Source organism: Neobacillus niacini (assembly GCF_030817695.1).
Taxonomy (GTDB): Bacteria; Bacillota; Bacilli; order Bacillales; family Cytobacillaceae; genus Neobacillus; species Neobacillus niacini_F.
This window is the reverse complement of record NZ_JAUSZQ010000002.1, coordinates 2,461,907-2,482,808: the sequence shown is the minus strand read 5'-3', so window position 1 is coordinate 2,482,808 and position 20,902 is coordinate 2,461,907. Positions and strand designations below refer to the sequence as shown.

The window sequence follows — 20,902 nt, the reverse complement described above, 5'->3', positions numbered from 1 at the left end:
TGATACCCAAAAATTAAAAATGGTCATTTAACATAGACAATTTAATCGGTCAAACCTGTCCATATTTCATACTTATAGTAATGTACATTATAGTGAAAGGATGGGGAAAATGGGATTAAATATCAAAAAAACTGTTGTTATTGCGTAGAAGCAATGGCTGAAACATTGAGGCAATTTCAAAATCATTTTGCTATTATCTTCGAAGGAAATCAATCTTCTTCATTTGGGGTTATCAGAGAAATAACCGATGAAAAAGTGCTTCAGTATGAGCAAGTGGTCAAAATTCTCTATACGCCAAGTGGGAATTTCACTCACTCTGTCGATTTAATGTTTATTAGTATCTGTGACATTACAGAATTCATTCCTTTTGGACCAGCACCAGCAGTAGGAGGGGCCATCCCCGAAGATTTGGTCTCTGTAATAAACAATCTTAAACAATAAAAATACAGAAAGGGTGATAAAAGTGGCGGATAAATGTTGCAATTGTGCAGAGGAAATGGCAGAAAAACTGAAGCAGTTTGAAAATCATTTTGGAATCATTTTTGAAGGGAATAAGGCTTCTATTCAAGGAAGTATCATTGAGGTAATTGACGATAAAATCCTTCGTATGGAACGGGTTGTAAAAACTCTTTATACACCAAGTCTTGGCCCTGCCTTTTTTAATGCTGAAATATTGTTTATCAGCATCTGTGATATTACACAATTTATTCCTCTGAATCCTATACCTCCAACAGCAGGATAAGATACCTATACAGATATCGTCCATTTCGAATAATCTAAAGCACTATTCTACAAATGAAATGAAAGAAGACTTGGCAGGTTGGATCCTTTCAAGTCTTAATCTTAATTTTATCTTTTTTCTACAACAGCTACAGTTATTTTTTCCATATCAAAAACTCCCACCTAGTATTCACATAAAAATCGTTCGACACCAGGGTATTTTTTCTCCTAAACTCGTGATCTTGAAACCATATTTACGATAGAATTCAACAGCGTCGGAATCAGTTTCGGCAAATACCGATGGGTACATGTCCAGAACAAAACTGATCATTTTACTGCCAATCCCTTTTCCTCTAAGCTCTGAAGAAACTGCAATATGTTTAATTTCGCATAGTTTTAACCGACTAATCTCAACCCCAATACAGCCTACATTTTCCCCTTCCAACTGAAATGCAAATAAGGTCCTGTTCGGGTAATTTATGTAATTCTTATATTCTATTTCAACTTTTTCCATTGAAGTGGCTAAGGAAAGTAGTTTTCTAATGGAGGGATGAATGGTGCCCGAGTCCACTATTCTCATACTATTCATTTTTTAAATACCAGTACTTTTTTGATAAATTTTCAAATGCCCGCCACTTGGTCCATACGCAATTCCCTTATGTTCCCATCCGTATTTTTCATAATAATTTTCTAGATCCGTTGTCAAATAAAGCTTCTTATACCCTTTTTTGGCAGCCTCACTCAAACCATGTTCCAAAAGCTTCGCGCCTATTTCTTGCCCCCGGTATTTTTTATCAACGAATAGGCATGCAAGCCACGGACATAAATCCTGGCGGCAATTAATATCATTTCTCAAGATAGCATACGTGCCAATAATATTTTCATTTTCTACTGCCACATAGAATCTTGGCAGGTCTTCAGATGTTTCAGCCGAATGAAGAATACAATCCTGGTAAAACTTATAATTATCTTCTGTTCCCCAAACATTCCAAAATACCTGAATGCCTTCCTCCAAAAATTCATTCCCCTTTTGAAGCTCAACAATTTTCATAATTGTATCCCCTTTGTACCTTCTTGCATTGGTGAAAAAATACGAATTAAGTCATTTATTATAAAGGATTTAACACGATTTTTTCCTCCGTTTTTTCCTCTTTAATCATGATGACACCTAGTACTCCCATCAAAGAAAACAGAACAGGTATGATAAATCCATAATGATATCCAATAGCGATAGACTCTTGAGGAAATATATCTAATACCTTTCCGAAAACAATTGGCAACAAAACGGCGCTTATAAATCCACCCATATTGGAAAATCCTGTCACTACCCCTACCTCTTCAATAGGAAAGGATTTCCGCACCACTGCAAATGTCAATGCACTTGCACCATTTCCAAAACCTACGAGGAAAAACAGAACGACTACAAGTATAAATGAAGGGTCCACTCCTGATAAAAACAGTCCTCCCCAACTTAAAAAGGTAATGATGTGAACAAAGGTATACACTTTTTTCATAGATCCTAGTCTACTTGTAATCCAGCTAATTAAAGGACCGCCGAGAATGGCTCCAAAAAGACCATACATCATGAGCTGACTCGCTTCTGAACGGGATAAATCCAGTACATGGATTCCATACGGCACTCCCCATGAACCGATAAATCCTACATACGCACCAACTAGCCCAAAGTGACAGAGAAACGTTGCCCATGCTTGACGTGCAGAGATCGTTCGGCGCAGTATCAACCAAAAGCTTTCTCGATTTTTGGTACTTTTCTTTTTCGTATTAAAATCATTTTTAAAGATTTTTTCAGGTCTCAAAACAAGGACAGTATATAGAAAATAAGATAATAATACTAATATAATCCCTATGGTTAGGAAAGGAGTTCTCCACCCTGTAAATGAAATCCAAACGGAAAAAGGAAGTGTAGCCATTAATGAGCCTAGGCTCGAAAAAAGCGAAATCACACCCAATAATTTTACAAATTCATTTGCTTTAAACCACTGGCTCAATATGATAACCAGATTGATAAAAATCATCGAATCTCCGATACCAACCAAAAATCGAGAGGAGATCAAAACATATTCATTTGGCGAAAAATTGTAAATAATACAGCCTACTCCAGTAATGATGGTACCCAAAATAAGAAATCGATTGGGACCATACCTGTCTGATAATAACCCTACTGGAATTTGAAATCCTGCATAAGCAAAAAATTGAAAACTACTCATAAGACCTATTACAGCTGCGGAAACATGGAAATCATTCATCAATTGGTCCGTGATAAGTCCTGGAGCAGTTCTTTGGCTTATTATGATAAAGTAAGCCAATAAAACGGTACTAAAAACAACCCATCTATAGCTGCTTTCCTGTTTGTTCATTTTGAATATCCTCTTCCGTTTGTATTTTGTTAAATCAAGCAATATTGGAATTCTCGCTACCCAGCTGTTAATAACATTATAAACTATAACAATAATTTACTAGTAAATATCTATCTAAATTTGGAAAATTTTATTAAAGATGAAACTTTATTCTATTTTCCATAGCCTGGATTCAATAAAAAGGCAGAGCAAATTTTCAGATACCGAATTACGCTGCATAAATCTTTTTCTATGGATCGATATCCTTACACTCCCTGGCCAATGTCTGTTAGCCTGCTAGTCTCAATTCAAAGAAATTACCGAAAATAAATAATCGATGATTATTTGAATAGACGGAATACCTATGTAATAACAAAAATACAATAAAAAAAGGACAAGTTGGGGATGTGTGTTATGTTAAAAATAGTCTTGTTTGCAATTTTTATACTAATAATCTTTTCCATTCTACTTTTTATACTTATAAAAAATAAAAACCAAGCAATCGAAATCTACTCGCTCCAAACTTTTTTGCGTAACAGTTCCAATTCATTTGAAGATGAACCAAATGAACAAAAGAAATCATTGATTGATATATTTAATGATTATTTTAAGAATAGTAAAGATGATATGAGCAGTGATAATGGAGACAGTGATGATGGTGATGCAGGTGAATAGTCTTAATCCCTAGTAGAATCGTTCCCTTTAACCGGCAAAAATTCATGATAAGGGAACAATACTTGGAGAATCAATCCCTTAAACTGATAATAATCAATAAAAGGGAACGATACTGAGGATCACATCATACATATCACCAATCATAAAAAAGCAGACACGTTACAAGTTGTGAATAAAAACTTGTAACGTGTCTGCTCTATAAAGTGTATATGGATATTACCAATTTTGAACTAGCTGTAAGCTAGCTTCTTTTTCTTTTAAGCCGAGCGACTGCTCAGTCGATGAATGAATTTCGCGTAGCAAATCTGGATTTTTCATAAGTGACACACCATACGAAGGAATCATTTCCTTGATTTTCGGTTCCCACTCCTTGACATGTTGCGGGAAGCATTTTTTTATGACCTCAAGCATAACGTGAACGGCAGTAGATGCACCTGGAGAAGCCCCTAGTAATGCTGCGATTGATCCGTCCGAAGCCGTAATAACTTCCGTACCAAATTGCAGCGTTCCTTTGCCTGCCTCAGTATCTTTAATAACCTGCACACGTTGGCCCGCTACTACTAAATCCCAATCCTCACTTTTCGCGCTCGGGATAAATTCACGTAACTCTTCCATGCGCTGTTCTTTTGATAGCAATACTTGCTGGATCAGGTATTTGGTCAATGGCACTTCTTTTGCACCTGCCGCTAACATCGTTAAAACATTATTTGGCTTTACGGAGGTTACTAAATCGAGCATAGAGCCCGTTTTGAGAAATTTTGGTGAGAAACCGGCAAATGGACCAAATAACAATGATTTCTTATTGTCGATAAATCTTGTGTCAAGATGAGGAACAGACATTGGCGGAGCGCCAACCTTTGCTTTCCCGTATACCTTTGCATGATGCTGCTCTACAACAGCAGGATTATTACATACCATAAAGATTCCGCTTACTGGGAAACCACCGATATTTTTCCCCTCAGGAATACCGGATTTCTGCAGTAAATGCAAGCTTCCTCCTCCGCCTCCAATGAAGACGAATTTTGCTTTATGGCGTTTGACATTCCCGCTAAACTGATTTTGAACCTTCAATTCCCACATGCCATCGCTGGTGCGTTTAAGATCAGTAACACTATGATTATATTTGATATCTACATTTTTATTTTCTAAATGGTTAAACAACATACGCGTTAACGCACCAAAATTGACGTCCGTACCAGTGTCGATTTTTGTTGCCGCAATAGGGTCATTCCATTTCCGGCCTTCCATAATGAGAGGAATCCAGTCCATCAGTTTTTCCGGATCATCAGAAAATTCCATCCCATGAAATAACGGATTTTTCGTGAGCGCTTCAAAACGTTTCTTTAAAAAAGTTACATTTTCTTCGCCTTGAACCAAACTCATATGCGGCAATTGTCTGATAAACTCCTGCGGATTCTGTACCAGCCCGCTGTTTACAAGATAAGACCAAAACTGCATGGAAATCTGAAATTGCTCATTAATACTGATTGCTTTACTAATATCTACAGATCCATCCGGTTTTTCTGACGTGTAGTTAAGCTCGCATAATGCAGCATGCCCTGTTCCTGCATTATTCCATTCATTAGAGCTCTCCTCGCCAGCGTTCTCGAGCTTTTCAAATACTTTTATTTCCCATTCTGGTACTAATTCTTTTAAGATCGTCCCTAAAGTGGCACTCATGATTCCGGCGCCGATTAATATGACGTCTGTTCTCATTTCTCCGTTTCTCATTTTTATCAACCTTTTCTTTTAAAAATTTGAAGAAAGCTGCAGGGTAACGCTACGTTGGTAGCGTTACCAAGTCACATATCTTTTCTGTCTTGATTATTTCCATATATAAGTTTGTTATGTTATTAATAAATTAACTATATACTATTATATGATAATTTTAAATAATTTAAAAGCTTATAGGAAATAAGAAATTCACCCTTATAGGTCTAGAACACAGAAACCGAAGACTTAACCCATCTTCTACTTCAATGGTTAAGGCTTCGGCTGGCAATTTCATTAGCACTATATTTCAATTATTTTCCTACTATTCATTATTTTATACCTGTAATTATCAAAAGTAAAAAAATTATTCCACCGCGTCGACCGCAAGCTGTTTAATGTTGTTTTTATTCATGGACTTCAGTCCATTTCTTGATAATCTCCTTAACCTTTGCGGCTGATGTAGTAAGGTGATTTTGTCTTTCCTTTAACCAGTTTGCTAATTCTTCCTGTTGATCTTTTCGAACCTTGATTGTTTTTTCCATCCTCCAGGGGCTTGGTCCGCCTTGTAGGTCCCGAATTTTAACAAAATATTCAGGGCTCAGGCATAGTTTTAATTCTTCTTCAGTTAAAACAGATTCCTTTCCTACCACCTTTTTTGATTGCTCGTTTAAAAGCTCCAAAGTTAATGCTTGTAATGAAGTTTCTCCATTCTTCATTAATTCCTTAACCGTTAAACTTACAACATGGTGAGCCTGACGGAATGAAAGACCATCTATTCGTACAATAGTATCGGCCAATTCAGTCACGTTGGCAAAGCTTTCTTTTGCTCTTTTCAGTAGGGTTTCTTTATTGACCTCCATCGTGAGTAAAACAGACGTTAATAAATCATAGATGCCGCCGAGTCTTTCAATCGCTTTCCAGATATACGGCTGCATATCATCCTCTGTGTCAACGATGTCTCCAAATGGTGTATTATGGACCATCAGTAAAACGGTCTGGCAATCTCCTGCTACACTAGATAAGAGAGCTCTCATATGCTCGATGGAAACAGGATTTCGCTTTTGCGGCATAATGGAACTTATTTGCACATATGGTGCGGAAACAAGAAATGCACCATATTCTTGTGTACCCCATAATAAGAAGTCTTGCATCGATCTTCCTAAGTTTAATGCGGATAACTGAACAGCAGTAGCCGTCTCGGCAATATAATCGGCGCCTGCAACCGCATCCCAGGCATTATCAATCATGTCCTCAAAGCCAAGGAGGTCTTTCATCCGTTCCCGATTTATCGGAAATCCTGACGTTGTTAAGGCTGCTGCTCCCATACTGCTTCGATTAACCGTTTTATAAGATGCTTGAAGACGGTAGATATCACGTGTAAGCATATCAGTCATTGCATTTAAATAATGACTCAATGTGGTTGGCTGCGCCTGTTGAGTATGCGTATATCCAATCATCACGGTTTCTTTATGCTCGTCGGTCAATTCGATAAGCCCCTCGCGAAGGGTTAGCGCTTTTTCTATCAAGATTAATAGTTTCTTCCTCAATGTCATGCGGTAAATGGCTATTCCCATATCATTTCGACTTCTTGCGATATGAAGATTCCCTGCAACATCACCTGCATCTTCCATTAAAGAATGCTCGATTTCAAAAAATAAATCCTCGAATTCACCGGTATAGCTTCTTCTTTTAACATCTTCAACATCTAAGTTAGAAACTGCTTTCGCAATTTTTTCTGCTTCATCTTTTCCAACAATTCCTTGCTCTGTAAGCATGATTAAATGGGCATAATGAATTTCCATCATGGAGTCTATAAATTGTTGCTTAGCCTCATTATAGGCAGGTTCAAGTACCATAGATGTATAGGTTTTAGAAGGAAAAGTTGTACCTTCTTTTTTTAAAACTTGCTCTCGAAGTGAGCTTTTCACATTGGTCCATCCCCTCTGTCTCACTGTTTATAATTTAAAATATGAAATAATTTGCAGGTTGTGTTTTTGCCTATAAAAATGGGAGATAATAGGTGAGATAATAATCTAATGTAGGAGGCTAACGCAGATGAAGTCAAAGAATGGGAAATCAAACAAAGGTTTAAACAATGAATCGGTACTAACAAATGAAACAGACACAATGCAAACGAACAAAAGTATCCCTGCTCAAGAAGACGGGTTTCGGTATGATTACAACGACTCCTCTGATTTTAACGACAATAAAATGTCCTAATAGTAAAGTGAACCGCATTAATAATGCGGTTCAAACTATCCTTAGCGTTTCTGGCAAAAGATTGATTGCCAGCCTTCTTGTTCATTCTCTTCAAAATAAAGAACCTTCCAATCTCCAAATTCTGTTAACAATTCATTTGACTTTAATTTATATTGGTCGGATACTCCTTGTTCCTCTATGTATGGTGATTGATAGTAGGTTTCCATAAAAAAATAACCACCATCTTTTAAAACATCCTTTACAATAGGAAACAGTGAGCGATCTAGGTAATAGGACATAACAATAAAGTCAAAAGGGTTATTCGGCCAATTTAGAGTATCTAAATCTGTTAGATCGGTTACGCGAGGCTGCACACGTAAATTATCTTTCGCTGCCTGTTCTTGTACATAGTTGATTGCAACGTCTGAAATATCAATAGCCTCCACTTGATTGTTCATCCCTGCAAGGAACAAACTGTTTCCACCAAGACCACAAGCGATATCCAAGGCCGTACCGCCTTCCTTAAAATAAGAGGCCAGCTTCTTTAATCTTGGATTTGGTTGAGGTTCCTTTAGCTGGGTGATTCGATCCAGATGTTTTAAATTCCATTTGTCTTTTGTGTTCATACAAAACCTCCTATGTATCTTCATGGGGCAAATCTCTTGCTATATTACTAGATTTTAACATAATTCTCTTTAAATCTACATATAATTCAAACTATTTTAATTGTATCGATCTTTCGCCATTCAGCGGAATTGAAATGGGAGTTACCATTAGATTCGAGATTGTTTGTGAATACTTATTGAAGTATTCTGCTCCGTTTTTCACAAATAAGCCGCTTAAATGACAGCTAGGATCTTCTACTAATGTTCACTGTAAACAAAAAAAGGAAAGCATTCTGTTTAACACAGTACACTTTCCTATTTGATAGATTGTATAATCAGTCAATTTATTAAATTATTAAGCTTTTGGTTTTTCTTTTCCCATTGAGTCAAATAATTGCGTAGATGATAAGGCATTGAATGGTAAAGTTACATTGTGTTTAAGCCCTTCGTTGTACGCCGCTTTTAAGTCTTTAAGTAAAACAGCCAAGGCAGTGTCCGCTGTCCATTCAGAAACATCGCTCCAATTTCTAGCTACCCAGCTATCACCTGTACTCACCTTTAACAAGCTTACAACCTCTTCTTGAGGTAAACCATAGTATTTCGCTAATTTAAGTCCTTCCGCTACAGCATTCATGTTAATACCTAGAATCATATTATTAACTAATTTTGCTACTTGGCTGTTGCCTGGTTCCTCACCATAGTAGAAAGTATTAGATCCAATTGCGTCAAAGTAGGCTTTAAAAGATTTCACGATTTCTTCTGAACCAGATGTCATAATTGATAATGTCCCAGCTTGAGCACCTGAAGCACCACCGCTAACTGCAGCACTAATTAATCTGAATTCACTTTCTGCTTCGACTTTTTTGCCTAATTCATTCATGGTGTCAGGGTCAAGTGTACTCATAACAATAATGGTTTTATCTTTAGGTTGGGCAGATAATAGAGCACCTTCACTAAATATAATATCAACATTTTGGGCATAGTCACGAACCATTGAAATGATGGCATCGTCAGCTAGTTCCGCTACTTCTTTTAATGTTTCTACCATTGTGAATCCTGCAGCTTCTGCCTTCTCGTATACACCTTTATACGCATCATAACCGATTACTTCAAAACCAGCTTTCTTTAAATTAACTGCCATTGGGAAGCCCATTGTTCCTAAACCTACAAATCCAATTTTTTTACTCATGATAAATTCCTCCATTTTGTTCTATATTTTTCAGTCATTAAATCTATCACATAAAAAACTTTCAAATAAAGTTCTTAATGTTTCGTCATTGTTAAATCATTCGTAATCAAGTTTGAAAACTTGTTACAGTTATTAAGCTAAACCCAAGAGCGCCATGATAACGATAACAGTCATTGCGATCCAATGGGTAACACTTATACTGATAAATCCATTTTTAAAGGTATCTTTCATCGTTAGTCCCGTTAAATTATTAAAAATAATCAGGAATCCCGAATAAGGAACAATGGATAGAGCACCAGAACCGATTGCGATTGCACGGTGAACCGTTTCTGGATCTAGTCCCATTTCTAAATAGATAGGGGCAAAATTCGCAACAGAAATGCCAATTGCTCCAACAGTTGAAGCCGTAATACCGCCTATCCAACAAACTTAGCAAGCGCTGTCATATATGAATTTTCTTTACCAAAAACGGATTCTAGTATTGGTACATCATTAAACAATAACACGACAATCGTCGCTATCGGTGCAGCAATGATAATATTGAACTTTTTAATAATAAATAGAATAATTGTTGCTATACCTAACAATATCCCCAGTAATCCTAATAGATCCATTTGTAATTTTTCCCCTTTATTCTCTAGTTCTTAATGATGACTGCTACGCATTTTATAGTTTTTAATCGTTACAGAGGTAGGCAAAAATAGTTTTATATTTTTAATTAAAACATCTCAAATTCGAAGTAAATAAAAATAACTATACCAATTCCTGTCTGTTTGAACAGCTGTAACAACCAATTATGCGCAAGTGATAACATAATCCGTTGTTTTCTCCTCGTTCACTCCCCGCAAAATAAATTTTGTTCACAAATTCGACACACTTAGTATACATCTTATACTTTTATGAGTAAAATGAATAATAAGAATATAAAATATGCATATTTTTCATAGATCGGAGTTTACATTCATGGACATACGTCATCTAACTTACTTTATAGAAGTAGCCAAATACAAAAGTTTTACCGAAGCTTCCAAGTCCCTCCACTTGTCACAGTCTACCATAAGTAAAGTAGTGAAAAGTTTGGAAGAAGAATTAAAGGTAGAACTGATTGACCGTTCCGCAAAGAAAATTGAATTAACCGACGCAGGTGAAATCGTTTTGGCGGAAGGTGAGATTATTATGGAATCAATCAATGATTTATCCATCCACCTATATGATTTAATGAATTTAAAAAAAGGAAAAATAAAAATAGGTATTCCGCCCATTATTGGTTTTTTATTTTTTCCGAAAATCATTAAAGGGTTCAATAATCTGTACCCCGATATAAAAATAAATATCTTTGAAAATGATTCAAATAGTGTTAAACAGGAAGTCCGTGACGGAATATTGGATTTTGGAGTGGTCATGCTGCCGGTAGATGAAAAGGAGTTTGATGTAACTCCCTTTGTTTATGAGGAACTAGCGCTCTTCGTCCACTATACCCATCGATTGGCACATAGGGAAAAAGTTGAATTAAGTGAGTTAAAAAATGAAAACTTTATTTTATTTAACCAAGCACTGATTTATAACCTGATTATTCAGGAATGCTTAAAAGCTGGTTTTCATCCGAAAATTGCCTATGAAATTTCCGAGTGGGGTTTTATTAGCGAAATGATTGGAGAAAACATAGGCGTTTCGATTTGTCCAAAACCCACAGCAAAAAAAATGAATCAAGATTTAATTAAGGTAATCACCATCGAAAATCCAAGTATTCCCTGGAATTTAGGATTTATCTCAAAAAAGAGAAAACATGCTTCACCTGCAGTTCGGGAATTTATCCAGTATATTACGGCACAATTGCCTATTAAATTATGAAAGATTTGTATGGTTCGGCACCTATTTTAAAATCGCTTATACCATAATGGCCTTGGTTTTCACCAGCTGCTAAAAAGACGACTGTTCATCATTGAACAATCGCCTTCTATTGCTTAATATTTATAAAGCACACTTCACCGGACTTAACGACTAAAAAGCGTTAGAACTAGCATAACTCGTTATAAAGCTACTGCTGAATGATTTGAATAAGGTTGCCACATGTGTCGTCGAAAACAGCTATTGTGACATCACCCATTTTTGTGGGCTCCATCGTAAACTTTACGCCGTTTTCTACTAGTTGTTTATATTCTTCATGAATATCTGCAACCCCAAACATCGTTGCAGGGATGCCTTCGGAAGATATCCTCTTTTGATATTCCTTTGCGGCAGGATGAACATTGGGTTCGAGCAAAAGTTCAGTACCGTTTTGCTCATCTGGAGAAACAAGCGTTATCCATCTATATTCTCCGGTGGGAACATCATGCTTTTTTACAAAGCCAAGCTTTTTTGTATAAAACTCTAATGCCTTGGCTTGATCTTCAACGAATAAACTGGTAACAACGATTTTCATACTTTATTTGCCTCCTTTGATTTAGTGCTCATGTACCTTTAAAAGTTCTGTTACGATTTTATAAAATTACTCTATCCATCTTTTTAGCAAATTTCTAAGTGGTTCGTTGTTGAAGAAAATGACTCTGTATTTTCCCTTTCGTTTTGATATTACGAGTCCTGCATCTTCCAATACAGAAAGATGTTTAGCTATCGCTTGTCGCGAAATGGAAAGATTGTGCTTTGTAATGAGACGAACCGTAAGTTCATACAAGGTCTGCTCGTTACGGTCGGATAGTTCATCTAAAATAAGCCTGCGCGTTGAGTCACTTAGTGCTTTAAAAATGGCGTCTTTGTCCCAATTCATATTTAGAGTATAAGTAACCCTGTGGTTGCTTGTCAAGAACAAGTAACCTTAGAGTTGCATAACAAAGGGACCTATCATGAAATTGCAAGACTCTTTACCGAAAGATTCTAGTACTGACTAATCCCTCTAACTAAAAAATAAAGAGAGTGTAGGTATGAGAATGCATAGGCGGAGAATTTCCTGCTAATTTATATAAGTGAGGCTTAATAATGGATATAAGCGGATATATTCCGATTAACTGCTTTAAATAAGACAAAATCCAAAGATTTGGATAATATAAGCGGAAAAACTCCCCTTATTTTTAAGGAAATATGGGTATTTCCCAATTTAGCCGGAATTTTTCCGTTTATTTTTCATAATATCAACAAAAAAATAGACCTCCAAATTACCATACAATTTGAAGGTCATTTAGCATTACATTTTTATTGTTTGCGAAGGAAACGGAACCTGTTAAACTCCAAAACTCTCTTTTAACAACTATCCATTACCATAAAAAATCTATGATATTGGATTGGATAAGATTCGTGTCAATATTACAGGTTTCGCCGTCAATTCCATATTGCCAAATTGAGACTGGTACGTTTTCGGGTGCGCCTGGCTGGAATTGTGGTGCATTGACCTGTGGAGTGACGCCAGGATCTGGGTTACTACTCCATATAATGGATTGAGATTGAACATTCTGATTGGAGAAAATAGCTGCTTGGTATGCGGTGGTAAGAGCACTTTCGTTTGTAAAGACACCGTAAATACCAGGCTTATATGGTGAACCAAGTAAAGTGTCGACCCAGCCACGGATAAATGCTTCATCCACTGGGTAAGTCGGTTCAATATCTGCGAAAATCGCTTTCCCCTCTGGGATTCCGATCTGTTGTGCATAGGCAATCGCCGCTTGTGCTTCTTGCGCCCCGCCTTCATAGGTTGTCGCGTTTGAAAAATGGTTGTAAATGGGGATAATCTTAATTCCTTGTTGATGAAGAAGCTCCACTTCTTCCGGTGTCAAACCAGCCGATACCCCTTCCTTAGTCTCTAGATATCTTCCAAAGACAGAAGGCTTGCCATAGTTATCCACTACACATTGTAAAAATGCTTGGTCTAGCGGACTAGCGGTATCGACTCCCCATAAAATTTGAGACGGCTCTTGGGCTGGCGGTGCAGGTTGAGGCTCTTGTACAGATTCTTGAGGCTGAGGTGGTTTATCTGGTGCCTCCCCTTCTTTACCAGTCTCTGTTACAGTTTGTGGTTCTTTCGCAGGTTCTGTAGTTGTTGGCGTGGAATATTGATGAAAAAAAACAAGGATTATTGAAAGAACGAAGAAAGCACTTAATAAGATGATCCGAAACAATTTACCTTTTTTCATTTTTATCCCTCCATACTTCTGACTTCTATGTCAATTTATTCGGACAGTCGTATGGAAGCGTGAGGATATGTGCCCCCGCCTTTAGAATGATATCGCTATTTGTTTTTAAGTTAACATAATATTATTATTTATTATTTAACTCTACAATTCTTATATTATAATGAATAACTATTCATTTTGTATTAAAATTTTACAAAGGGCTTTAGGAGGTTTCATTTTATGTTGCTTAAGAAAAATTTCATCCAGCAAACGATAAATGGTGTTCAGGCTGGAAACGGTACAGTCGCATTTCAAGGGGTAAAATTAAATGTTCATTGCTTCGTCGTAGACGGTGTTCTCATTGATACGGGTGCCGCTTCCTTAGAAAAGGAGTTTCAACCTTTTTTCAAACGACAAGATATTGATCAAGTGGTGATCACACATTTTCATGAAGACCATACCGGCTGTGCATCTTTTTTACAAAAAGAGCTGAATCTCCCTATTTATATGAATGATATGAAGCTGGATTATTGTAAAAGGAAGCCAGATTATCCATTGTATCGAAAGGTTTTCTGGGGGAAGCGCCGCCCTTTTCATGCAATCGCCATTGGTAAAACCTTTTCGTCCCGAAATGCCATATGGGACGTAATTGACACACCTGGGCATGCTATCGATCATTTGGCGTTTCTAAATCGTGAAACGGGTCAGTTATTTACTGGGGACTTGTATTGTCAGGAGAAGACAAAGGTTATTTTACGTGAAGAAAGCATGCCAACCATTATTGATTCGTTAACGAGAGTATTAACCTATGATTTTGGAGAGGTATTTTGCTGCCATGCTGGCTTCCTAAAGGACGGACGTGGTGCTTTACAGAGAAAGCTAGATTATTTGTTAGAACTCCAAGCAAATATTATCAAACTCTACGAAGATGGGTTATCACCGATTCAGATAAGTCATAACCTATTTCCAAAAAAATATCCCATTACCCTGTTATCTTCGGGGGAATGGAACTCTTTGCACATTATTCACTCCATTCTTCATGAACATACAATTATCAATCAATGAAACTAACAGCCGAAATCAACATAAGATGATTTCGGCTGTAAATGATTACATTATTGAAAAGTATCGGGTTTGGATACTCTTCTTATTCGGATCCAATTAATGAGTGAATGCGCTATCTTTTTCATTAAACATGATGTTCCTAAACGATTAAAAGCCAGGACCCATTCATTTTTAAGATGGTTCCTAGCTTTGGATTCATTTCTAAGTTAACATAATATTATTACATATAACTTAAATAATAATTTAAAATGTCTTGCGGATTGCTTTATAGTTTCGCTTGTACAGACTGCAACTTTCGCTCCATCGTGTTTTCCTTGTCGCGGCGGTCATCAATTCGAACGTTTGTACATACTCTCTTTAATCCTTTCCTAAACGGAACCTCATGTAGTTCGTGAACAATCTCCAGCAATAGTTTTAAATCACCTTCAATTAACGTACTCATTGGGGTTAATTGATACTTCACCCTTCCTTCATACTGTTGAAGTACTTTATGTATTTCAGCTACATACTCACTAACACTAGGTGTCCCTGTCCCAACTGGAATTACTGTAATATCAACAATTGCCATTTTATAACCTCCTGTTTTCTTAATTCATCATTAGAATATCATGAAAATAAGCAGGATAAAAATCAGAAGAAAATTATTCAACACTAATTGTTTCTCTAAGGTGCGATTAGACCATAAGAAAATCAGTGAATAAGTATCAAAGACCACAATAAAACCGTATCATAGGTACTGGAAGAGAAAAGATTAGGTGAGTGAATAGATTGAAAAATAGGATTAAATTAGTGGATTATCTTTTTCGTCAAAAAAAAGAACCAGATCTTCAAACTAAAATAATAAAAGTAGTCAGTGGAAACAGGAAAATCCACTTAACCGTTCAAGTTGCTGATACTCCGCAAAAAAGAGACAAAGGCTTAATGTTTGTTAAAAATTTACCCAACAACGAGGGGATGCTTTTTGTGTTTTCAGGAGAAACATATGGCGGTTTCTGGATGAAAAACACCCTCATTCCTTTATCTATTGCTTTTCTGGATTCAGATGGGAAAATACTAAAAATACTAGATATGTTGCCTTGTAAGGAGGATATATGTCCAACTTATGATCCAGAACTTTCTTATCATTATGCTCTTGAAGTCAATATTGGATGGTTTGAAAAGAATCAAATCAAAGAAGGTGGCTTTGTCGAGCTTGATTAATCATCAAAACAGATTCCATATAGTTTTGGGTAACTATAGAGCCCTTATAGTGATAGTAGAAGTGTAAAAATTCTACGAGAAGAAGCTTTTAAATAAAAACTGAAGTAGCCCAGTCCAAATAGTTGGACTGGGCTATCTATTTTCACATCAAAACGCAACGCAAACTGCTGTGCTTTACTTTTTAGGGATTTCACAGCCGTCATCATCGCAATTTAGACCGTCTTCGCTGTTTAAAACGGTGATTTCATTCTCTGCAATCACTTTTTTCAAAGCCTGAACCAACGTCTCAGTAGGCTGGGCACCGGTAAGGGCATATTTTTTATTAATCAGGAAGAATGGGACACCTGTAACTCCATATTGTTTGGCTGTCTGCTCATCGGCACGAACAACGTCACTCATGTCATCACTGGCGAGCATTTTCGCTACCTCTTCCCTGTTCAACCCTACTTCCACTGCTAACTCCGTTAAGGTTTCATGGTCTCCAATATGTTTGGATTCGGTAAAATACGCATGTAAAATTCGCTCTGTCATCTCTTTCATGAGCCCCTGAGTTTTCGCATACATCGTCAATCGATGTGCATCGAAGGTATTGGTTAAGATTAAGGTATCCATTTGATAATCCAATCCCACTTCCTTCGCCATTTGAACGACTCTATCCGTGTTTGCTTTGGCTTGAGCGATACTCATGCCATATTTTTTGGCTAATAATTCGTACATGTTTTCTTTATTATCACGGCCCATTGTCGGATCCAATTCGTAACACCGATACGTCACTTCGATGGGATGGTCAATCTGTTTAATGGCGTCCTCCAGACGCCTTTTGCCAATATAGCAAAATGGTCAAGCAAAATCTGTCCACATTTCAATATGCATACTAGTCCCTCCAATTCGTTTTTCTCATATAGTATAGGGGTTAGGCATGTATTTTACACGCAATTTGCTTCAGTGGCGTTTACTGAAGTGTGTTTATTGGTTAAGTAACACTGTCCGTCTACCCGTTAACCTAACAAGGACATTATTCTTTACCTTTGGAGGTAGTCTCAATTGTTTTGAGCTTTTGAAGTACGACTTTTACAAATATACCCAGTAAAATATAAGGTGGTACAGAGTAAATGTGCTCCCACTGTAACAATTCATAAATCCCCAGCCATTGGAAAATGGTTTCCCCGACAAATGCAGCGAAAAGTGAAAATATTATAGTTCCTAATATGTATGTTTTCCACTTAGGGAACCACTGATAAAGCATCATATAAAAAAATGGCATGATAGAAACATCAGCAACTGCCCATAAGTCTCTTTCTAAAGGTGTTAAAGTATATGGATAAGTCCAATAACCGAGTGATGAACCAATTTGGTCTAATATGAATGCCATACAAGATACAATAAGTCCAACCAGACTTATTTCTCTTATTCGAGTTTTATCTACCAATCTCCACCACAGGAAAAAAGGGAAAATTAAGGTAAAAATCATTATCCACCATTGATGAGTAAAAACCACTTCTTGAGTCCAGTAATCCATCCACAACTTTCGTAATTGTTCATAGTGCTTTTCTATTTCTTGAAACTTATTCATGTCGCCTCCTTTTTATTTCAGTATGCTTCAACAAAAAGAACTTATGTGAAGTTGATTACATTCCATGCAAAATAAGAATAAGAAGAGGGGCAGGGTACAAACTATGCTAAAAAGGAGAGTGTATATCATGGATGAAAAGGGCTTAAAACAGAACGCAAGTAATACTTTACCTACGAATAAACAGAAAACATTAGATAAAATAGCAAGCATTGATGAGTTGAAAAAACAGCATGAACCAGAGTATGTCTTTTTATATTGGGATGAATGGAAATAAGAATATTAAGAAGAGAAATTGAAATCGATATTGGATAGAATAATACCAAAAATAAAGCAATTCTCCTTGTTGGGAATTGCTTTCAATCTGCCAAAATTAGCAGTCCGGGCCTATCAAATACAACCGCCATCACTTCTAACATTCGAGTCGTAATAAAAAATAAGTCAATCAGATATAAATGACTAACTATTACCTTTCTTGGTTATTGATTGTATTGTTAACTAAGTTTTGTGTTGCATCTCGAGACGACTCTGCCGCATTTTCAATAGCTGGCTGCACGTAGTTTAAAGCTGACTGATTTATGTTTTTAAATCTTTTCATTTTATTTTCAGGATTGTTCTGATTTCGATTACTTTCCTTCATTGTCAATTCCTCCATTGTTTTCTTTCATCTTTTTATTCTCTGTTTTAATTTGAAAAATATACAAAACAACTTAAAAAGAAGAGTGTCGACTAAGTCAACACACCAAGCGACTGCCCGTCACACAAAAAGCTGCCAAACTGGCAGCTTTTTTCCTCTTCCCTTTATACCCGTTTTCTATAAAAAATTAGGGCACTAGAAACTATAGCAACTTTACTTTCTAAAAATTTCCCGCATTTTTCATCATTTGATTTTCGCTCATCGCCCTAATTTTCCTGATATCAAGACGAATGAGGAGTGAAACCGTTAGAGCGACAATAAAGATTCCTGAAAAAATTACTAATGTCCCCTGATAGCTTCCTGTTGTTTCTCTGACCCAGGATACAAAGATTGGTCCTGCCAGACCGGCTGCGGCCCATGCAGTCAATATATACCCATGAATCGCACCAAGCTGCTTGGTTCCGAACAAATCACCGATATAGGCAGGTATCGATGCAAAGCCTCCTCCATAACAGGTCATGATCATATAAACCATGATCGAAAATAGAATTCCTACAGTAATATTTGGAAGCATGAAAAAGGCAACAATTTGAAAAGCAAAGAAGAGTGTGTAGACATTTGGTCTTCCGATATAATCAGAGATGGCAGCCCAAGCAATCCTTCCTCCACCGTTAAATAACCCCATGATTCCAACCATTGCTGCTGCCCCTGCTGCTGACATTCCTACAAGCTCTTGTGCCATTGGCGATGCAACAGATAGAATCGCAATTCCACAGGTAACATTGATAAATAACATCAACCATAAAGCCCAAAACTGTCTTGTTCTGACTGCCTCGTTGGCAGTTAACTGACGCAGATCCTCTTTTAATTTCACACTGCCTGATTTTTCGCCTGCCGCTGCCATACCCTTAGGTACCCAACCCGCTTTCGGCGGAGCAAGATATTGAGCAGAACAAAATATGATAATGAAGTACGCCGCTCCAAGTAAATAGAAGGTGTTGGAAATCCCATAGTTCACGATTAAATGATTCATAATTGGACTGCTGATTAAGGAAGCAAATCCAAATCCCATAATCGCTAGTCCTGTAGCAAGACCTCTTCTGTCAGGGAACCACTTTACCAGCGTAGAAACCGGTGTAATATATCCAACTCCCAACCCAATTCCAGCGATCATTCCATAAAATAAGTAGAGTAATAACAATGATTCCACTTGAATGGCAAAACCTGCCCCAGCAACTCCAGCTCCAAAAAACACTGCGCTTAGTGTTCCGGCTGCTCTCGGACCAAACTTCTCTACAAAATGCCCTAAAAAGGCCGCAGACAATCCTAAAAAAAGAATGGCTAAGCTAAATGTTAAGGATATTTGCTTTAATCCCCAGCCCATTTCTTGTTGCAGTGGTTTTGTAAAAACACTCCAAGCGTAAACCGAACCAATCGAAATGTGTATGCCAACCGCAGATAAAGCGATTAGCCAACGATTTTTTGTATGCATTCTTTCATCCCTCTTTCCATATTGTATGGTCTTGTTGATTCTATAGAGTTAACCTTCATATGTTATCATTAATTTAGAAGCTGCTAATTCTGCTCGTTCTCTAGCCTCATTCACAGATTCCCCGTTGCTTAACACAACCGCCATTCGTCGTCCCACTTTTGTTTCTGGTTTTCCAAATACCCGAACCTGTGTATGAGGAACAGCTAAGCTGTCAGCGATACCAGATAGTTGGAACATCTTACTTTCTTTGGTAGCCTTAATCGTATGACTTGCCCCGGTTTTCAATAACTGAACATCCGGGATCGGATAGCCTAAAATGGCCCTTACATGTAAAGCAAATTCGGATAGATCCTGCGTAACCATGGTAACCATCCCCGTGTCATGTGGTCGTGGTGACACTTCACTAAAATAAACACCTTGTGGAGAAAGAAATAATTCCACTCCAAAAACGCCGTACCCACCCAGCGCATCCGTGATTTTTTTGGCAATATCCTGCGCCTCTCGGATTTGGTCCTTTGACATGAAATGCGGCTGCCAGGATTCAATATAGTCGCCATCTTTTTGCACATGCCCAATAGGAGCACAAAATGTTGTACCTGAAACGGAGCGGACGGTTAAAAGCGTGATTTCAGAATCAAAATGGATAAATTCCTCTACAATCATTCGAGCCTTTTTACCTCTTCCACCTGCCATCGCCTCATTCCAAGACCATTCAACATCCTCCATCGAACGGCAAATCGTTTGCCCTTTTCCAGAAGAACTCATAATGGGTTTAATAACGCATGGTGTCCCGATTTTCTGGACGGCATTCCTTAGTTCGTAAAGGGTATCCGCAAAGGCGTATTTTGCAGTTGGAAGCCCAAGTTCTTCGCTAGCCAATCGTCGGATTCCTTCCCTATCCATCGTTAAGTTCACAGCCTTCGCTGTCGGTACGATACAGAATCCTTCCTGTTCAAGTTCTACTAGCGTTTCTGTCGCAATCGCTTCAATTTCGGGAACCACCAAATCTGGCTTCTCTCGTTCTATCACTCTACGAAGTTCTTCTCCATCAAGCATGTCCACTACATAAGAACGATGAGCCACCTGCATCGCCGGAGCATTTTCATAACGGTCAACGGCAATCGTCTCCATCCCAAGACGCTGAGCCTCAATAATAGTCTCTTTTCCAAGTTCACCTGAACCAAGTACCATTATCTTTTTTATCTGGTTACCAATCACCAAACAAAACCCCCTATTGTTTGTCTTTTGATTATAATATCCTATATTTTCGATGATTACAAGCAAATATTTTCAATAAAACACGAACATTGATTTGAAAAAATAAATATATTGTTCGCGTTTATAATGAAAGCGATACCGTGGTGATTTTTCGTTTGC

At 37.4% G+C, this 20,902-nt stretch carries 26 protein-coding genes; 8 read left to right on the top strand and 18 right to left on the bottom strand.

Annotated elements, in window-relative coordinates; all coding sequences use genetic code 11:
* Positions 1 to 153 precede the first annotated feature (153 nt).
* Together QFZ28_RS12905 and QFZ28_RS12900 are read left to right on the top strand one after the other, a co-directional pair.
* Positions 154 to 441, top strand: coding sequence for a hypothetical protein (locus QFZ28_RS12905; protein WP_307194996.1), 288 nt, complete (start codon positions 154 to 156; stop codon positions 439 to 441).
* Between the two features lie 55 nt (positions 442 to 496).
* Positions 497 to 742, top strand: coding sequence for a hypothetical protein (locus tag QFZ28_RS12900; RefSeq protein ID WP_307194995.1), 246 nt, complete (start codon positions 497 to 499; stop codon positions 740 to 742).
* A gap of 168 nt (positions 743 to 910) precedes the next feature.
* Here the strand turns inward: QFZ28_RS12900 and QFZ28_RS12895 are convergent, their stop codons facing one another.
* From QFZ28_RS12895 to QFZ28_RS12885, 3 genes are read right to left on the bottom strand one after another with little or no spacing between them, the layout of a single operon-like run.
* Positions 911 to 1,300, bottom strand: a complete 390-nt coding sequence (locus QFZ28_RS12895) for a GNAT family N-acetyltransferase (protein ID WP_307194994.1) — start codon at positions 1,298 to 1,300, stop codon at positions 911 to 913.
* Between the two features lie 12 nt (positions 1,301 to 1,312).
* Positions 1,313 to 1,771 (bottom strand): GNAT family N-acetyltransferase, encoded by a 459-nt coding sequence (locus QFZ28_RS12890; RefSeq protein ID WP_307194993.1) that lies wholly within the window; start codon positions 1,769 to 1,771, stop codon positions 1,313 to 1,315.
* A 58-nt stretch (positions 1,772 to 1,829) separates the two neighbouring features.
* The gene (locus QFZ28_RS12885) at positions 1,830 to 3,098 is read right to left on the bottom strand and encodes an MFS transporter (RefSeq protein ID WP_307194992.1); all 1,269 of its coding nucleotides are present in this window, start codon (positions 3,096 to 3,098) and stop codon (positions 1,830 to 1,832) included.
* A gap of 507 nt (positions 3,099 to 3,605) precedes the next feature.
* Between QFZ28_RS12885 and QFZ28_RS12880 the strand changes: the two genes are divergently transcribed.
* Complete coding sequence (locus QFZ28_RS12880; RefSeq protein ID WP_307194991.1) at positions 3,606 to 3,752, top strand: hypothetical protein; 147 nt, start codon at positions 3,606 to 3,608, stop codon at positions 3,750 to 3,752.
* 216 nt (positions 3,753 to 3,968) lie between these two features.
* Here the strand turns inward: QFZ28_RS12880 and QFZ28_RS12875 are convergent, their stop codons facing one another.
* Together QFZ28_RS12875 and argH are read right to left on the bottom strand one after the other, a co-directional pair.
* Positions 3,969 to 5,483 (bottom strand): malate:quinone oxidoreductase, encoded by a 1,515-nt coding sequence (locus tag QFZ28_RS12875; RefSeq protein ID WP_307194990.1) that lies wholly within the window; start codon positions 5,481 to 5,483, stop codon positions 3,969 to 3,971.
* Positions 5,484 to 5,869: 386 nt separating this feature from the next.
* Entirely contained in the window at positions 5,870 to 7,393 is a 1,524-nt protein-coding gene (gene argH / locus QFZ28_RS12870) for an argininosuccinate lyase (protein ID WP_307194989.1), read from the bottom strand.
* Positions 7,394 to 7,520: 127 nt separating this feature from the next.
* Here argH and QFZ28_RS12865 point away from each other — a divergent pair, with 127 nt between their 5' ends.
* A complete protein-coding gene (locus tag QFZ28_RS12865) occupies positions 7,521 to 7,685 on the top strand; it encodes a hypothetical protein (RefSeq protein ID WP_307194988.1) in 165 nt (54 codons plus the stop codon).
* Positions 7,686 to 7,726: 41 nt separating this feature from the next.
* Here the strand turns inward: QFZ28_RS12865 and QFZ28_RS12860 are convergent, their stop codons facing one another.
* The 4 genes from QFZ28_RS12860 to QFZ28_RS12845 all read right to left on the bottom strand — a co-directional run bounded on the left by QFZ28_RS12860 (position 7,727) and on the right by QFZ28_RS12845 (position 10,072).
* Positions 7,727 to 8,290 (bottom strand): class I SAM-dependent methyltransferase, encoded by a 564-nt coding sequence (locus QFZ28_RS12860; RefSeq protein ID WP_307194987.1) that lies wholly within the window; start codon positions 8,288 to 8,290, stop codon positions 7,727 to 7,729.
* 334 nt (positions 8,291 to 8,624) lie between these two features.
* Complete coding sequence (locus QFZ28_RS12855) at positions 8,625 to 9,458, bottom strand: NAD(P)-dependent oxidoreductase (protein ID WP_307194986.1); 834 nt, start codon at positions 9,456 to 9,458, stop codon at positions 8,625 to 8,627.
* 132 nt (positions 9,459 to 9,590) lie between these two features.
* Positions 9,591 to 9,803, bottom strand: coding sequence for a hypothetical protein (locus tag QFZ28_RS12850; protein WP_307194985.1), 213 nt, complete (start codon positions 9,801 to 9,803; stop codon positions 9,591 to 9,593).
* 71 nt (positions 9,804 to 9,874) lie between these two features.
* The gene (locus QFZ28_RS12845) at positions 9,875 to 10,072 is read right to left on the bottom strand and encodes a hypothetical protein (protein WP_307194984.1); all 198 of its coding nucleotides are present in this window, start codon (positions 10,070 to 10,072) and stop codon (positions 9,875 to 9,877) included.
* Positions 10,073 to 10,421: 349 nt separating this feature from the next.
* On the opposite strand from QFZ28_RS12845, the gene QFZ28_RS12840 reads away from it, so the two are divergent.
* Complete coding sequence (locus QFZ28_RS12840; RefSeq protein ID WP_307194983.1) at positions 10,422 to 11,309, top strand: LysR family transcriptional regulator; 888 nt, start codon at positions 10,422 to 10,424, stop codon at positions 11,307 to 11,309.
* 187 nt (positions 11,310 to 11,496) lie between these two features.
* Here the strand turns inward: QFZ28_RS12840 and QFZ28_RS12835 are convergent, their stop codons facing one another.
* From QFZ28_RS12835 to QFZ28_RS12825, 3 genes are all read right to left on the bottom strand, one after another.
* Positions 11,497 to 11,880, bottom strand: coding sequence for a VOC family protein (locus tag QFZ28_RS12835; RefSeq protein ID WP_307194982.1), 384 nt, complete (start codon positions 11,878 to 11,880; stop codon positions 11,497 to 11,499).
* A 66-nt stretch (positions 11,881 to 11,946) separates the two neighbouring features.
* The gene (locus QFZ28_RS12830) at positions 11,947 to 12,225 is read right to left on the bottom strand and encodes an ArsR/SmtB family transcription factor (RefSeq protein ID WP_307194981.1); all 279 of its coding nucleotides are present in this window, start codon (positions 12,223 to 12,225) and stop codon (positions 11,947 to 11,949) included.
* A 484-nt stretch (positions 12,226 to 12,709) separates the two neighbouring features.
* The gene (locus tag QFZ28_RS12825) at positions 12,710 to 13,582 is read right to left on the bottom strand and encodes a glycoside hydrolase domain-containing protein (protein WP_307194980.1); all 873 of its coding nucleotides are present in this window, start codon (positions 13,580 to 13,582) and stop codon (positions 12,710 to 12,712) included.
* A gap of 219 nt (positions 13,583 to 13,801) precedes the next feature.
* Here QFZ28_RS12825 and QFZ28_RS12820 point away from each other — a divergent pair, with 219 nt between their 5' ends.
* The gene (locus QFZ28_RS12820) at positions 13,802 to 14,626 is read left to right on the top strand and encodes an MBL fold metallo-hydrolase (RefSeq protein WP_307194979.1); all 825 of its coding nucleotides are present in this window, start codon (positions 13,802 to 13,804) and stop codon (positions 14,624 to 14,626) included.
* A gap of 265 nt (positions 14,627 to 14,891) precedes the next feature.
* Here QFZ28_RS12820 and QFZ28_RS12815 read toward each other — a convergent pair whose 3' ends face one another.
* Positions 14,892 to 15,194 carry an MTH1187 family thiamine-binding protein gene (locus QFZ28_RS12815; protein ID WP_307194978.1) on the bottom strand — a complete coding sequence of 101 codons (303 nt, stop codon included), beginning with the start codon at positions 15,192 to 15,194 and terminating at the stop codon, positions 14,892 to 14,894.
* 200 nt (positions 15,195 to 15,394) lie between these two features.
* Between QFZ28_RS12815 and QFZ28_RS12810 the strand changes: the two genes are divergently transcribed.
* A complete protein-coding gene (locus tag QFZ28_RS12810; protein WP_307194977.1) occupies positions 15,395 to 15,826 on the top strand; it encodes a DUF192 domain-containing protein in 432 nt (143 codons plus the stop codon).
* Between the two features lie 174 nt (positions 15,827 to 16,000).
* Here the strand turns inward: QFZ28_RS12810 and QFZ28_RS12805 are convergent, their stop codons facing one another.
* A complete protein-coding gene (locus QFZ28_RS12805; RefSeq protein ID WP_307197017.1) occupies positions 16,001 to 16,654 on the bottom strand; it encodes a DsbA family oxidoreductase in 654 nt (217 codons plus the stop codon).
* Positions 16,655 to 16,841: 187 nt separating this feature from the next.
* On the bottom strand, positions 16,842 to 17,399 hold the full coding sequence (locus QFZ28_RS12800; protein WP_307194976.1) for a CBO0543 family protein: 558 nt from the start codon (positions 17,397 to 17,399) through the stop codon (positions 16,842 to 16,844).
* A gap of 127 nt (positions 17,400 to 17,526) precedes the next feature.
* Between QFZ28_RS12800 and QFZ28_RS12795 the strand changes: the two genes are divergently transcribed.
* The gene (locus QFZ28_RS12795) at positions 17,527 to 17,673 is read left to right on the top strand and encodes a hypothetical protein (RefSeq protein WP_307194975.1); all 147 of its coding nucleotides are present in this window, start codon (positions 17,527 to 17,529) and stop codon (positions 17,671 to 17,673) included.
* A 189-nt stretch (positions 17,674 to 17,862) separates the two neighbouring features.
* Here QFZ28_RS12795 and QFZ28_RS12790 read toward each other — a convergent pair whose 3' ends face one another.
* The 3 genes from QFZ28_RS12790 to purT form a co-directional block, all read right to left on the bottom strand.
* Entirely contained in the window at positions 17,863 to 18,036 is a 174-nt protein-coding gene (locus QFZ28_RS12790; protein WP_307194974.1) for a hypothetical protein, read from the bottom strand.
* 217 nt (positions 18,037 to 18,253) lie between these two features.
* Complete coding sequence (locus QFZ28_RS12785) at positions 18,254 to 19,525, bottom strand: L-lactate MFS transporter (RefSeq protein ID WP_307194973.1); 1,272 nt, start codon at positions 19,523 to 19,525, stop codon at positions 18,254 to 18,256.
* A gap of 48 nt (positions 19,526 to 19,573) precedes the next feature.
* On the bottom strand, positions 19,574 to 20,743 hold the full coding sequence (gene purT, locus QFZ28_RS12780) for a formate-dependent phosphoribosylglycinamide formyltransferase (RefSeq protein WP_307194972.1): 1,170 nt from the start codon (positions 20,741 to 20,743) through the stop codon (positions 19,574 to 19,576).
* Between the last annotated feature and the right edge of the window lie 159 nt (positions 20,744 to 20,902).